General features: G+C 71.6%; 13 protein-coding genes. 5 read left to right on the forward strand and 8 right to left on the reverse strand.

The genetic code is table 11. From position 1 onward, the window contains the following. Nucleotides 1-33: 33 nt before the first annotated feature. Nucleotides 34-1,158: an ROK family transcriptional regulator gene (locus ACIA8N_RS19900; protein ID WP_365783458.1), complete on the reverse strand. Its 1,125-nt coding sequence runs from the start codon at nt 1,156-1,158 to the stop codon at nt 34-36. A 104-nt stretch (nt 1,159-1,262) separates the two neighbouring features. Between ACIA8N_RS19900 and ACIA8N_RS19905 the strand changes: the two genes are divergently transcribed. From ACIA8N_RS19905 to ACIA8N_RS19915, 3 genes are all read left to right on the forward strand, one after another. Further along, complete coding sequence (locus ACIA8N_RS19905; protein WP_365783460.1) at nt 1,263-2,489, forward strand: MFS transporter; 1,227 nt, start codon at nt 1,263-1,265, stop codon at nt 2,487-2,489. 98 nt (nt 2,490-2,587) lie between these two features. Continuing rightward, on the forward strand, nt 2,588-3,988 hold the full coding sequence (locus ACIA8N_RS19910) for a solute carrier family 23 protein (RefSeq protein WP_365783462.1): 1,401 nt from the start codon (nt 2,588-2,590) through the stop codon (nt 3,986-3,988). Nucleotides 3,989-4,061: 73 nt separating this feature from the next. Beyond that, complete coding sequence (locus ACIA8N_RS19915) at nt 4,062-4,760, forward strand: DUF5995 family protein (RefSeq protein WP_030551944.1); 699 nt, start codon at nt 4,062-4,064, stop codon at nt 4,758-4,760. Between the two features lie 55 nt (nt 4,761-4,815). Here ACIA8N_RS19915 and ACIA8N_RS19920 read toward each other — a convergent pair whose 3' ends face one another. Together ACIA8N_RS19920 and ACIA8N_RS19925 are read right to left on the reverse strand one after the other, a co-directional pair. Further along, entirely contained in the window at nt 4,816-6,513 is a 1,698-nt protein-coding gene (locus tag ACIA8N_RS19920) for an NAD(P)/FAD-dependent oxidoreductase (protein WP_365783465.1), read from the reverse strand. Between the two features lie 59 nt (nt 6,514-6,572). Beyond that, complete coding sequence (locus ACIA8N_RS19925) at nt 6,573-7,379, reverse strand: carbon-nitrogen hydrolase family protein (protein ID WP_365783467.1); 807 nt, start codon at nt 7,377-7,379, stop codon at nt 6,573-6,575. A gap of 279 nt (nt 7,380-7,658) precedes the next feature. On the opposite strand from ACIA8N_RS19925, the gene ACIA8N_RS19930 reads away from it, so the two are divergent. After that, the gene (locus ACIA8N_RS19930; RefSeq protein ID WP_365783469.1) at nt 7,659-8,225 is read left to right on the forward strand and encodes a Repetin; all 567 of its coding nucleotides are present in this window, start codon (nt 7,659-7,661) and stop codon (nt 8,223-8,225) included. 98 nt (nt 8,226-8,323) lie between these two features. Here ACIA8N_RS19930 and ACIA8N_RS19935 read toward each other — a convergent pair whose 3' ends face one another. Together ACIA8N_RS19935 and ACIA8N_RS19940 are read right to left on the reverse strand one after the other, a co-directional pair. Continuing rightward, entirely contained in the window at nt 8,324-8,779 is a 456-nt protein-coding gene (locus tag ACIA8N_RS19935; protein ID WP_030204433.1) for an Lrp/AsnC family transcriptional regulator, read from the reverse strand. A gap of 10 nt (nt 8,780-8,789) precedes the next feature. After that, nucleotides 8,790-10,253 (reverse strand): amino acid permease, encoded by a 1,464-nt coding sequence (locus ACIA8N_RS19940; protein ID WP_365783471.1) that lies wholly within the window; start codon nt 10,251-10,253, stop codon nt 8,790-8,792. A gap of 289 nt (nt 10,254-10,542) precedes the next feature. Here ACIA8N_RS19940 and ACIA8N_RS19945 point away from each other — a divergent pair, with 289 nt between their 5' ends. Then, entirely contained in the window at nt 10,543-11,655 is a 1,113-nt protein-coding gene (locus ACIA8N_RS19945) for a GDSL-type esterase/lipase family protein (RefSeq protein ID WP_365783473.1), read from the forward strand. Nucleotides 11,656-11,659: 4 nt separating this feature from the next. Here ACIA8N_RS19945 and ACIA8N_RS19950 read toward each other — a convergent pair whose 3' ends face one another. The 3 genes from ACIA8N_RS19950 to ACIA8N_RS19960 all read right to left on the reverse strand — a co-directional run bounded on the left by ACIA8N_RS19950 (nt 11,660) and on the right by ACIA8N_RS19960 (nt 13,988). Continuing rightward, complete coding sequence (locus ACIA8N_RS19950) at nt 11,660-13,102, reverse strand: GuaB1 family IMP dehydrogenase-related protein (protein ID WP_365783475.1); 1,443 nt, start codon at nt 13,100-13,102, stop codon at nt 11,660-11,662. A gap of 101 nt (nt 13,103-13,203) precedes the next feature. Then, complete coding sequence (locus ACIA8N_RS19955; RefSeq protein ID WP_365783477.1) at nt 13,204-13,569, reverse strand: barstar family protein; 366 nt, start codon at nt 13,567-13,569, stop codon at nt 13,204-13,206. Beyond that, nucleotides 13,566-13,988, reverse strand: coding sequence for a ribonuclease domain-containing protein (locus tag ACIA8N_RS19960; protein WP_365783479.1), 423 nt, complete (start codon nt 13,986-13,988; stop codon nt 13,566-13,568). Before ACIA8N_RS19960 ends, ACIA8N_RS19955 begins: the two co-directional genes overlap by 4 nt. Nucleotides 13,989-14,029: the final 41 nt, after the last annotated feature.

Raw genomic sequence — 14,029 nt, forward strand, 5'->3', positions numbered from 1 at the left:
TGTCCCGCACCGCCCTACGGCGAACAGCGCGTCCTACGGGAACAGCGCGTCCTGGGCGGCGTCGCGGGCCCTGAGCAGGGCGCCGCGAAGGACCGCCGCGTCCCCGAGCGCGGTCGCGCGGACCTCCGTGCGCAGCGGCGACAGCGCCGAGAGCGCCGACTGGACGCGGGCGGCGAGTTCGGTGCCGCCCTGGTGGCCGGTCTCGCCGGCGAGGACCACGCAGCCGGGGTCCAGGACGGCGGCGACGGCGGCCGCGCCGACGGCGAGGCGGCGGGCGAGCGCGTCGAGGAACGGGCCGTGGTCCGAGGTGAGAGCGTCGGCCGGGTCGAGTCCGTGGGCGACGGCGAGGGCCGAGACGGCCGCCGCGCAGACCAGTTCGTGGAAACCGCCGTCGCAGCCGGTGCCCGAGGGCAGCCCGGTGGTCCCGGGCACGGGCAGGAAGCCGATCTCGCCGGCGCCGCCCGAGGCCCCGCGGCGGAGCCGCCCGTCCAGGACGACGGCGGCGCCGACGCCCTGGCCGAGCCAGAGCAGGACGAAGTCCTCGCGGTCGCTGGCCGCCCCCTCGCGCAGTTCGGCCACGGCGGCCAGGTTCGTCTCGTTCTCGACGAGGACGTGGGCCGGAAGCCGTTCCTGGAGGACGCCGACGAGCCGCCGGTGCCAGGCGGGGAGGCCCGTGGAATCCCGCAGCTCGCCGGTGTCCGGGTCGATGAGCCCGGGCGCGCCGACGGCCACGGTGTGCAGCCGGTCGGCGCCGGCCTCCGTCACGGTGCGCTCCAGGAGGGCGACCGCCTTCTCCACGGCAGGGCCCGTGCCGCCGTCGTCGCCGATGGGCGCGGAGGCCTCGGCGAGGGTCGTGCCGAGCAGGTCGGAGACGGCGACGGAGACGGAGCGGGTGCGTACGTCGAGTGCGGCGAGGTGCGCGCGGTCGGCGACGATCCCGTACAGCTTGGCGTTGGGGCCGCGGCGTTCGGCGCCGGACTCCCCGACGACATGGACGAGCCCGGACTCGCTGAGCCGGTCGACGAGGTCGGCGACGGTCGGGCGGGAGAGCCCGGTGAGCGTCTTGAGCTGGGTGGCCGTCAACGGGCCGGTGTCCTGGAGCAGGCGCAGGGCGAGCCGGTCGTTGATGGCCCGTGCGGTGCTCGGGGATGCGGCCATGCGGGGATCCTCTCAGACGTGATTCCCGTGCGGATCCCCTGCGGACTATTTATCAGGCAGGGTCCCTGATAGTTTACCGCTCATCACGACACCGGGAGGGACACATGGCGGCGGACACCGTCCACAGCATCGAGCGTCTGCGGCGGGCGCGCTTCGCCGTCGCCGCGGTCTTCTGCGTCCACGGCGCGGTGACCGGCAGTTTCGCGACCCGCATCCCCTGGATCCAGGAGCACGCGGGCGTGAGCGCGGGACAGCTCGGACTCGCCCTCGCCTTCCCGGCCCTGGGCGCCTCCCTCGCCATGCCGCTCGCCGGGGCCGTCAGCCACCGCTTCGGCGGCCGTACGGCGCTGCGCGGCCTGCTCGCCCTGTGGACGCTCTCCCTGACGCTGCCCTCGCTCGCCCCGAACGTCTGGGGCCTCTGCGCCGTGCTCTTCGTGTACGGCGCGACGGCCGGCATGTCCGACGTGGCGATGAACGCGCTCGGCGTCGAGACCGAGAACCGGCTCGGCAAGTCCATCATGTCGAGCCTGCACGGCATGTGGAGCGCGGGCGCGCTCATCGGCTCCGCGGCCGGGACGGTCGCCGCACACCTCGGCGGCGACGCCCGTCTCCACCACCTGATCGCGGCCCTGGTCCTGACCGCCCTCGGGCTGCTCTTCTGCCAGGGCGTGCTCGACGTGCACAGCACCCCGGACGAGGAGGCGCCGCCGCGCTTCTCCCTGCCTCCTAAGTCGGCGCTGATCATCGGCGCGGTCGGCTTCTGCGCGGTGTTCGCCGAGGGCGCCAGCCTCGACTGGTCGGCCGTCTACCTCCGGGACGAGCTGGGCAGCTCCGCCGGGCTCGCGGCCGCCTCCACCACCGCCTTCGCGCTGACGATGACCATCGCGCGGCTCGCGGGCGACCGGGTCGTGGACCGCTTCGGCGCGGTCCGTACCGTACGGGTCGGTGGCGCCGTCGCCACCCTCGGCGGGGTCCTCGTCGTCCTCGCCCCGCACGCCGCCGTCGCGATGGCCGGATTCGGTCTGATCGGGCTCGGCGTCGCGGTCGTGGTCCCGCTCGCCTTCGCGGCGGCCGGGCGCAGCGGCCCGAACCCCAGCCAGGCCATCGCGGGCGTCGCCACCATCACGTACACCTCGGGGCTCATCGCCCCTTCGGCGATCGGCGGCATCGCCGACGTGACCTCCCTGGTCTTCTCGTTCGGCCTGGTCACGCTGCTCGCCCTGGGCCTTGTCGTCGGCGCGGGCGTGCTCAGGAGCGGCGACCGGAAGGCGGCGCCGGCGCCGGCGCCCGACGGGGCTCCGGCGAAGACCTCCGGCCCGGTCGGCGGCTGACCTCCGACGCGCGTCCCGACCGGCGCCGGCGCATAGCATGTGGCTGATCTTTTGCGGTCACGACACGGCCGCCGGAACCGGAGAACGGGAGCGACCTCATGAACCTCGGCGTGCGCTGGACCTTGCACGGCGACGGGCGAACACCCGCTCCCGGAGCCGTCGTCCGCCCGGACGAGCGGCTCTCCTGGCCCCGTACGGCCGGCCTCGGCGCCCAGCACGTCGTCGCCATGTTCGGAGCGTCCTTCGTCGCCCCGGTCCTGATGGGCCTCGACCCGAACCTCGCGATCATGATGTCCGGTGTCGCGACCGCGATCTTCCTGCTCGCGACCCGCGGCACCGTCCCCTCCTATCTGGGCTGCTCGCTCTCCTTCGTCGGTGTCGCCGCCGCCATCCGGGCCTCCGGCGGCAGCAGCGCCACCGTCACCGGCGCGGTCCTCGTCGTGGGCGCGGTGCTCTTCCTCGCCGGTCTCGCGGTCCGCAGGTTCGGCGCGCGGATCATCCACGTGGCGATGCCCCCGATCGTGACCGGCGCCGTCGTCATGCTGATCGGCTTCAACCTGGCTCCGGTCACCGCGTCGACGTACTGGCCGCAGGACCAGTGGACGGCCCTCCTGGTGATGCTGTTCACCGGTCTCGCCGTCGTCTGTCTGCGAGGCTTCTGGTCCCGGATCGCGATCTTCCTCGGCCTGATCTTCGGCTACGGCATCTCCTGGGTCTTCGACCTCGTCTTCGGGAAGATCCACTCCATGTCCCCGAGCGGCCAGGTCACCGACCACTGGCGGCTCGACCTCTCCGGGGTGTCCAAGGCCGACTGGATCGGCCTGCCCTCGTTCCACGGGCCGAGCTTCGAGTGGTCCGCGATCCTGGTCGCGCTGCCCGTCGTCATCGCCCTGATCGCCGAGAACGCGGGCCATGTGAAGGCCGTCGGCGAGATGACCGGCGACGACCTCGACGACCGGCTCGGCACCGCGATCGCCGCCGACGGCGCGGCCTCGATGCTGTCGACGGCCGTGGGCGGCCCGCCGAACACCACGTACTCCGAGAACATCGGCGTCATGGCCGCCACCCGGGTCTACTCGACCGCCGCCTACTGGGCCGCGGCCGGCTTCGCCCTGCTCTTCGGCCTCTGCCCGAAGTTCGGCGCGGTCGTCGCCGCCATCCCCGGCGGTGTCCTCGGCGGCATCACCGTGATCCTGTACGGCATGATCGGCCTGCTCGGCGCCCAGATCTGGATCAACGCCAAGGTCGACCTGCGCAACCCGCTCAACCTGGTCCCCGCCGCCGCCGGCATCATCATCGGGGTCGGCGGGGTGAAGCTGACCTTCTCCGACACCTTCGAGCTGGGCGGCATCGCGCTCGGCACGATCGTCGTCATCACCGGCTACCACGTGCTGCGCGCCTTCGCCCCGACCCACCTCAAGGAGCAGGAGCCGCTGCTCGACTCCGGGACCAGTTCGTACGAGAGCACGTCGGGCGAGGAACCGCTGTCGAAGAACTGAGTGATTCGCCCGTTCTGGGTAAGCCGGGCCGCGGGTGTTCCCTCCGGGGCCCGGCTGCTGGGACGCTGCCCCCATGGCGCAGACCACGCAGATCGGGCAGTTCACCGCGGTCGACCCGGTGGTCGAGCGGATGCGTGTCATCCGCTCGGCCTGGCATCCCACCGACGGCGTCGCCGTCTTCAACCGGGTCTACCTGACGGTCACGGAGGAGATCGGCCACGCCATCGAGTCCGGGACCTTCGCCGACCGCCGGGCGGCCGCGACCCTCGACGTGCGCTTCGCCGAGCGCTACCTCTCGGTCGTGGACTCCGTCGCCGCGGGCGCCCCCGCCCCGGCGTGCTGGCGACCGCTGTTCCACTACCGACGCCACCCCGGCGTACGGCCGCTGCAGTTCGCGCTGGCCGGGATCAACGCGCACATCGGGCACGACCTGGCGCTCGCCGTGGTCGACACCTGCCGGACGCTGGAATGCGCCCCGGAGGACCTGGAGGACGACTTCGACCGCGTGGGCGACATCCTCGTCCTCCTGGAGGAGCGGATCCGCGAGGAGGTCATGCCGGGTCCCGACCTGCTGGAGATCACGGACCCGCTGACGCATCTGCTGGGCTGCTGGAGCCTGGAACGGGCCCGCGACGGGGCCTGGCTCGCCGCCCGATCGCTCTGGCAGCTGCGCGAACTGCCAGACCTGGCCGAGGAGTTCAGGGAACGCCTCGACCGGTCGGTGGGCCTCGTGGGGCGGATGCTGCTCACCCCGCTGGGCCCGCGCGACTAGGGGGTGTCTTGCCGATCAGGCCGGCTTCGGCCGAAGGGGCAGGCCCTCAGGCCGCTCAGTCCTCCGGCAGCTCGACCGGGGCGATCTCGTCGTACACGTCGCCCGGACCCGGGTTGGTGGCGTCGGTGCCGCCGCCGAAGTGGTGCATCACGCCCCAGACCGCGTTGAGCGCCGTCTGCACCGCGCCCTCGGCCCAGCCGGCCGTCCAGGAGATGTCGTCGCCCGCGAGGAAGATGCCCCGCTTGTCCTCGGGGAGGCGGTCCTGCATGAAGTGCGTGAACAGGCGCCGCTGGTAGCGGTAGTGGCCCGGCAGGTTGGCCTTGAACGCGCCCATGAAGTAGGGCTCGTTCTCCCAGGAGACCGTCACCGGGTTGCCGATGATGTGCTTCCGGATGTCGACCTTCGGGTAGATCTCGCCGAGCGACTTCAGCATGACCTCCATCCGCTCGTTCGCGGAGAGCGGCAGCCACTTCAGGCTGTCGTCGCACCAGGTGTACGAGAGGCAGATGGTGGCCGGCTTGTCCGGTCCGTCGTCCAGGAGGTACGTGCCGCGGGTCATCCGGTCGGTCAGCGTCATCGACATGACGTCCCGGCCGGTCTCCTCGTCCTTGTCCAGCCAGAACGGCCGGTCGACCGGCACGAAGAGCTTCGAGGACTCCATGTAGTGGGTGCGCTCGATCGCCGTCCAGTGGTCGATCGGGAAGAGCGAGTCGTCACAGGCGATCTTGGAGAGCAGCATCCAGGACTGGGCGGTGAAGATCGCCGCCTGGTACGTCCGGATGTCGCCGGAGGCGTCGGTGACGGTGATGCGGTTGCCCGCGGTCCGGTTCAGCCGGGTCACGGCCGGCTTCGGGGCGCCGTCGTGGAGCGAGCTGAGCGAGGTGCCCTGCGCCCAGTGGACGATCTTCTCCGGCTCGCGCTCCCACAGGCGCAGCGGAAGCTGCTGCGAGCCGCCGACGATGCCGCGGTGGTGGTCGTCGGCCTCGGTGTAGACGACCCGGAGGATCTCCAGGATGGAGTTCGGGAAGTCGGTGTCCCAGCCGCCGGTGCCGAAGCCGACCTGGCCGAAGATCTCACGGTGCCGGAAGGACTTGAAGGACTCCGACTCGCAGAGGAAGCCGTAGAAGGTCTGGTTGTCGAGCTTCTCGACGAGCTTCGACCAGATCTCGCGGATGCGCGGGACGTCGCGCTCGCGCATGGCCTGGTTCATGTCGGAGAAGTCCGCGCCCTCGTCCAGACAGGCGTTCCACGCGTTCATCACGTCGCGGTAGACCTGCGGGAGGTCGTCGACGGTGGTGGCGTAGTGCGACTCGCCCTTGAGGTCGACGACGGTCGACGGGGTCGACTCGGCGAGCGGGTTCGGGAAGGGCGTGGTCTCCAGGCCGACCAGGTCGATGTAGTGCTGGAGCGCGGTCGACGAGGGCGGGAAGCGCATGGCGCCCATCTCGGCGGTGAGGCCCTCGGTGGCGGTGCCCTCGAAGCCGACGGTCCGCAGCCGGCCGCCGATCTGGTCGGCCTCGTAGACGACGGGCTTGAGGCCCATCTTCATCAGCTCGTACGCGGCGATGATGCCGGAGAGCCCGCCGCCGATGACGGCGACCTCGGTGCCGTGCTCGGTCGCCGGTATCTGGCCGAGCCCGGCCGGGTGGGCCAGGAAGTCGTCGTACGCGTACGGGAAGTCCGGACCGAACATGGTGATCGGCGGCTGGCCGTCGCTGTGGGGAACGGCGGTCGTGGGCACCGTGGACGTCATGGGGTACGGACTCCTTGCGCGGAAAAGGAAAAGCAGGTCGGGAAGGCGGGGAGGGCTGCTCAGACGAGGGAGCCGTAGAGCCCGGGGCGACGGTCGGCGAGGTAGGGGTTGTTCTTCCGGGAGGCCGCCAGGAAGTCGGGGTCGACCTCGCCGAAGACCAGGTCCTCGCCGCGTCCGGCGCGGGCGCGGGCGGTGCCGTCGGGGCCCGCGAGGGTGGAGAGGCCGACGAACTCGAACTCGCCCTCGGGCCCGGTCCGGTTCACGTACGCCACGTACATCTGGCTCTCGAAGGCGCGGACCGGGATCACCGACTCGGCGACGAACTGGAAGGGGTGCATCTGCGCGGTCGGGACGACGAGGAAGTCGGTGCCGGCGAGCGCGTGGGACCGGACGTTCTCCGGGAACTCGACGTCGTAGCAGATCAGCATGCCGACACGGACGCCGTCGACCTCGGCCTGGACGACCGTCAGGTCACCGGGGGTGAACCACTTCTGCTCGAAGCAGCCGAAGAGGTGGGTCTTGCGATAGTTCGCGAGGAAGGTGCCGTCGGCGCCGACGAGCCGGGCGGAGTTGTAGAGCACGCCGTGCCGCTCGGTGTCCCGCTCCGGGTAGCCGTAGACGATCGCGAGGCCGCGGCGGACGGCGAGTGCGGCGACGGCGCGCGCGGAGGGGCCGTCGGCGGGCTCGGCGAGCTTCGGGACGTCGTCGCCGATCGCGTACCCGGTGAGGAAGAGCTCCGGGGCGATGAGGAGGCCGGCGCCGGTGGCCGCGGCGCGGCCGGCGGCCTCGTCGAGGACGGCGAGATTGGCGGCCACGTCACCGGGCTGTCCGGAGCTCTGGAGCAGGGCGGTGCGCAGCGCGGGCATCGGCGGTCCTCGGAGTGTCTGAAGGGGGGAGGGAGACGTCAAAAACGGTACGGTTCCGGACTCCGTCGGGACAAGGCGGCAGCGTTGCGGACCGACCGTCGAACCGTTGCGCGATCGACGGGTGGGGCGGCGATTCGTTGCGTACGCCTCCCCCGGGGGTCGCAGGGCTCCCCCGCCGCACGGCGGAGACGGGACCGTCCTCGGGCCCGACGCCGTGTCGCGGCGGTCGCGGAAGAGTGGTGGTCGTCCGGTTGACCTGCCGAAAGGGCCGAAACGACCATGAAGCACCGTACGAAGATCATCGCCGTCGCCGCCGCCTTCCTGATCATCGCGGGTGCCACCGGCTCCGCCGTCGCCTCGGGGGAGGGCATGGACGGGGTGTCCGCCGCGCAGACCGTGCAGCGGGAGGCCGCCGCGCTGACGGGCACGGCGAAGCTGTACCGGCCGGCCGGGGACGACATCACGTTCTCCTTCGACGCACACCTGGCCGAGCAGGACAGGCAGGACCCGATGAAGGCCACCGGCACGTTCCGCTTCAGCCACTACAAGGGCGACTGGGGCGGGTACGCGAAGGTGAAGGTCGACTGCCTCGCCACGGGCGGCAAGGTGGCCGTCGTGTCCGGGGTCGTCGTCGAGACCGATGTGAAGGAGTTCCGGAAGGCGCGCGTCGGGGTCTCGGTGCACGACGACGCCGCCGGCGACCGGCTCGGCTACACGTGGATGACGGCCGACCCGCGGAAGGACAAGGTGCCGCCGTGCGTCAGCGGCGCGCCGTTCGAGAAGGTCCAGGAGGGGACGGGCGACTTCCGGGTCACGCCCTGGGAGTTCGTCCACCCGACCGAGTAGAGCGGCCACCCATGGACCGCCCCACGGGGGTGGGCGGGCGAAGGGCGGTGCGGGAACCACGGCCCGCACCGCCCCGATCGCCCCATCCCCCGGAGGGGCTACGCGGGCGAGCCCGAGGAGAAGCGTCGCAGCAGCGGCGACAGCACCAGGACGGACTTGGTGCGCTCCACGAAGGGTTCGCCCGCGATCCGCTCCAGGACCCGCTCGAAGTGCCGCATGTCCGAGGCGAAGACCTGGACGACGGCGTCCGCGTCGCCGGTGACGGTCGACGCGGACACCACTTCGGGATACCGCTCCAGGCCTCGCCGGATGTCGTTCGGCGAGGTGTTGTGGCGGCAGTAGATCTCGACGAAGCCCTCGGTCTCCCAGCCGAGCGCCGCCGGGTCCACCCGTACGGTGAAGCCGGTGATGGCCCCCTCGGCCCGGAGCCGGTCCACGCGCCGCTTCACGGCGGGCGCGGAGAGTCCGACGAGCGAGCCGATGTCGGCGTAGCTGCGGCGGGCGTCTTCCGCGAGGGCGTGGACGATGCGTTCGTCGAGGTCGTTGAGTCGCACTACGGGTGGATCACTTCTGCTCGGAAGCCAGTCGGGAGCGGCGCATGCCGTACAGGAAGTAGAACACGAGGCCCACCACCATCCAGCCACCGAAGACGATCCAGGTGGCGGTGTCCAGACTGAACATCATGTAGCCGCAGGCGATCAGGCCGAGGATCGGCGTGACCGGGAAGAGGGCGACCTTGAAGGTGCGCGGCAGGTCCGGGCGGGCCCAGCGCAGGATGACGACGGCGACGTTGACGAGGCCGAAGGCGAAGAGCGTGCCGATGCTGGTGGCGTCGGCGAGCTTGCCGAGCGGGATGAAGGCCGCGAGGGTGCCGCAGAAGAGCGAGACGATCACCACGTTGACGCGCGGGGCGCCGGACTTGCTGTGGACCTTGGCGAAGGCCTTGGGCACGAGCCCGTCGCGCGACATGGCGAAGAGGATGCGGGTCTGGCCGTAGAGGACGGCGAAGACGACGGAGGCGATGGCGACGACGGCGCCGGCGGCGAGGACGACACCCCAGAAGGTGTGTCCCGAGACGTCGGTCATGATCTGGGCGAGCGCGGCCTCGGTGGAACCGAAGTCCTGCCACGGCATGGCGCCGACGGCGACGAAGGCGACGAGGACGTAGAGCACGGTGACGATCAGCAGCGAGAGCATGATCGCGCGGGGCAGGTCGCGCTTGGGGTTCTTGGCCTCTTCACCGGCGGTGGAGGCGGCGTCGAAGCCGATGTACGAGAAGAAGAGGGTGGCGGCGCCGGCGCTGATGCCCGTGATGCCGAGCGGGGCGAGGGGCGCGTAGTTGCCACCCTTGATGCCCAGGAACCCGATGCCTATGAAGAGCAGCAGGGTGACGATCTTCACCGCGACCATGATCGAGTTGATCCGGGCGCTCTCCTTGGCGCCACGCATCAGGAACACCATGGCGAGCAGGACGACGACCAGCGCGGGCAGGTTGATGAAGCCGCCCTCGCCCATCGGGGACGAGACCTGTTCGGGGATGGTGATCCCCAGGGTGCCGTCGAGGAGTTCGTTGAGGTACTCGCCCCAGCCGACGGCGACCGCCGCGACCGAGACGCCGTACTCCAGGACCAGGCACCAGCCGCAGATCCAGGCGACGAGTTCACCCATCGTTGCGTACGCATACGAGTACGAGGAGCCGGAGACGGGAACCGATCCGGCCAGCTCCGCGTAGGACAGGGCCGAGAAGAGCGCGGTCAGGCCCGCGATCACGAAGGAGATCGTGACGGCGGGGCCGGCCTTGGGGGCGGCGTCGCCGAGGACGACGAAGATGCCGGTGCCGAGCGTGGCACCGATGCTGATCATGGTCAGCTGCCACATGGTGAGCGAGCGGCGGAGGCTACCGCCCTCACCCTGCCCACCCTCCATGACCAGGCGTTCCACTGGCTTGCGCCGGGTGAGTGCGCCGAGCCCGGAGGTCTTGCGGGTGGTCGTGTCGTCGACCGGCGGGGCTGTGCCTTGATCCAGCACTGCGGAGGCTCCTTATCGCTGCCTGTGGGTACGGAGACGACCGCAGCGGTACGTGGGCATGACAGATCAGGCCCACGGGGGAAGGGGAACCGCCGAGCAGGCGGTCGCCGCCACTCCTGGTACGAGGCATGAGCCTAAGCGCCAGAGGTTCGCACTCGTAATGCAGGGTTGTTGCGCAGTGTCGGATGATCATTGCGCGCTTCGGGCGCAGACGGGGAAACATTGCGCTCCCCCGCATGAATCGACACATCCGGGTGTGAACCGGTGCCCGCGCGCGTATGGACTCCTCATGGCCGATGACCGACGCTGCGAACTCCCGACGACCCCCCGATCGGAGGCCCCGGTGGACTGGCTCGACCCGGCACCGTTCCTGCGCGGTACCGCCTGGCTGGACGGAGGGCGGGCGGTCCGGGCCGATCCGGCGGACCTGGAGCGGCTGCCCAAGGACATCGCCGAGCGGGCCGCGCTGCCCATCGGCGTACGGCTCGCGTTCACGGCGGCGCCGGGCACGCGCGCGGTGGAGCTGCGCTATCGCGCGGCCGTCCCGGAGCCGGACGACCCCTGGTCCGGGCTGCGCCACTGCTTCGCGCTCTGGAGCGGTACCCGGCTCGTCGGCGAGACGTGCGTCGCCCCTGCGGCGGAAGGCGCGGTGAGCCTGCCGCTGCCCCCGGGCGGCGGTGTCTTCGCCGTACACCTCCCGGAGGGCCAGTCCCCCGTGCCGCTCGCCCTGCGGGCCGTCGGCGGCGCCCTCTCCCCCGCCCCGCCGCTGCCGCGCTGGCTGGTCCACGGCGACTCGATCACGGAGGGCTGGTGGTCGACCCGCCCCGCGCACTCCTGGCCCGCGACGGCGGGACGTCTCCTCGGCCTCGACCCGGTGAACCTGGGGTACGCGGGCGGGGCGCGGGGCGAACTGCCGCTCGCCGAGCAGCTGGCACGGCTGCCGGGTGAGGTGATCACGCTCGCGTTCGGCACCAACTGCTGGTCCCGCGTCCCCGCGACGGCCGACTGGCTGTACGCGACCGTGCGGGCCTTCGTGGGGCTCGTGCGCCTCGGCCATCCGCGGACCCCGCTGCTGGTCGTCTCGCCCGTCCTGCGCCCGGAGGCCGAGCACACCCGCAACGCCCTCGGAGCGAGCCTCACGGAGCTGCGCAGGGCCATGGAGCGGGCCGCGCGGGACCTGGCGGCCGAGGGCGACGACCGGCTCCTGGTCCTGCCGGGGCGGCCCCTGCTCGCCCCGGAGCACCTGGCGGACGGCCTGCACCCGAACGACGCGGGACACGCCCGGATCGCGGCGGCCGTGGCGGAGGTCCTGCGGCCGTACCTGCCCGCCGGGCCTCCGCGGCCGGGGAACGCCGTGGGCCCCGGAGAGGATCTCTCCGGGGCCCACGGTCTACGGCGGTGAGGAACTAGCTCCAGCTGGCGTGCAGCGGCTTGCCCTCGGCGTAGCCGGCGGCGGACTGGATGCCGACGACGGACTTCTCCTCGAACTCGGCGAGCGAGCCGGCACCGGCGTAGGTGCAGGAGGAGCGGACGCCCGCGATGATCGAGTCGATCAGGTCCTCGACGCCCGGACGCTGCGGGTCGAGGAACATGCGCGAGGTGGAGATGCCCTCCTCGAACAGCGCCTTGCGGGCGCGGTCGTAGGCGGACTCGTCGCTCGTGCGGTTCCTGACGGCGCGGGCCGAGGCCATGCCGAAGGACTCCTTGTACGCACGCCCCTGGGCGTCGTGCTGGAGGTCGCCCGGGGACTCGTACGTACCGGCGAACCAGGAGCCGATCATCACGTTGGACGCACCGGCGGCGAGCGCCATGGCGACGTCACGCGGGTGCCGGACGCCACCGTCGGCCCAGACGTGCTTGCCGTACTTCTTCGCCTCGGCGGCGCACTCCAGGACGGCCGAGAACTGCGGGCGGCCGACGCCGGTCATCATGCGGGTGGTGCACATGGCACCGGGGCCGACGCCGACCTTGATGATGTCGGCGCCCGCCTCGATGAGGTCCTTGACGCCCTCGGCGGCGACGATGTTGCCCGCGACGATCGGGACCTGCGGGTCGAGCGCCCGCACGGTCCGGATGGCGGAGATCATCGACTCCTGGTGGCCGTGCGCGGTGTCGATGACGAGCGTGTCGACGCCCGCGTCGAGCAGCTGCTTGGCCTTGCCCGCCACGTCGCCGTTGATGCCGACGGCGGCGGCGATCCGCAGCTGCCCGTCCTTGTCGACGGCCGGGCTGTAGAGCGTCGCGCGGAGCGCGCCCTTGCGGGTGAGGATGCCGACGAGCCTGCCGTCCGCGTCGACCGCGGGGGCGTAGCGGCGGTTGGCGGCGTCGAGGGTGTTGAACGCCTCGCGCGGGTCGATGTCGGCGTCCAGGAGCAGCAGGTCCCTGGACATGACCTCGGAGAGCTGGGTGAAGCGGTCCACGCCCGACAGGTCGGCGTCGGTGACGACGCCCACCGGGCGGCGGTTCTCGTCGACGACGACACCCGCGTCGTGGGCGCGCTTGGGCAGCAGCGAGAGCGCGTCGGCGACGGTCTGGTGGGGCTCCAGGACGATCGGGGTGTCGAGCACGTGGTGGCGGCTCTTGACCCACGAGATGACGTCGGTGACGACCTCGATGGGAATGTCCTGCGGGATGACGACGAGGCCACCGCGGCGGGCGACGGTCTCGGCCATCCGGCGGCCGGCGATGGCGGTCATGTTGGCGACGACCAGCGGGATCGTGGTCCCGCTTCCGTCCGGCGAGGAGAGGTCCACGGCCTGGCGGGAACCGACGGCCGAGCGGCTCGGCACCATGAACACATCGTCGTACGTCAGGTCGTAGGGCGGCTTGACGTCATTGAGGAAACGCACGTGCTGACATCCCAGTCGTTCGGATCGGCCCCTAGGCATTTCAGCCAGGGGAAAAAGCACGTAGTTCATTGTCCCACGGCGGTCCGTGTACGGGACCCGGGCTAATCATCCGAGCCTTGCGCAGGCCTGCTCGTCGGATCCTCCAAACCGCCGAGCGAGAGGAGGACGGCGAGGCCTTCGACACTGGCGCGGGCCGCCGCGGAGAACACCTCCTCGGCGGTCGCCCAGTCGTCCGGGCTGGCCTCCGCGTAAGCCTGCCAGCCGGTCACCACGATCGCCATGGGTTCGCGCATATCGGCGAGGGAGTCGGCGAGGGCGTCCCAGTTGCGCCCGAACCAGACCGGCAGCGGGAGGGCCCGCACGCAGCGGTTCATGAAGGCGGTCTTGTCGGTGACCCCGTGCAGGTCGAGCACGACGGGGCGGGACAGGTCGGGGGCCCCGTGGCCCGTGCGGTGGGTCGCGTTCATGAGCCGACCACCTCCCGGAAGCTCTCGTAGTGGTCGTCTGTGTAGTACGTCTCCCCGCTGTCGCCGGTGACGATGCGCCGGGCGCCGCGATCGCGTTCGCCGGGCGTGGGGACGGTGTACTCGCGGTAGTGGCCGCGCGGTCGCCGGGGCAGGATCCGCTCGAAGTTGCCGAACACGGCGCCGTCCTTGGCGTACGGGAAAGGGCCGCCCCGCGCGATGAGCGTCAGCGTCTCCCGTGCCTCGGGAGGCAGGTTTGCGACCCGGATCACCGGCAGCGTGGAGGCCCTGCTCGCCGGTGCGGACACGCCAGCGGTCCCGCCGGGCGGTGTCCGGGCGGGCTCGCCGCCCGAGCACCCGGTGAGGAGGAGCGAGACACCGGCGAGCAGCGCGAGCACGGTCCGCGCGCACCTGAGGATCATGGCCCCGATGCTGCCACCGAGGCGCTCGGGGCAGCACTGGA

Source organism: Streptomyces sp. NPDC051822 (assembly GCF_044452745.1).
GTDB lineage: Bacteria > Actinomycetota > Actinomycetes > Streptomycetales > Streptomycetaceae > Streptomyces.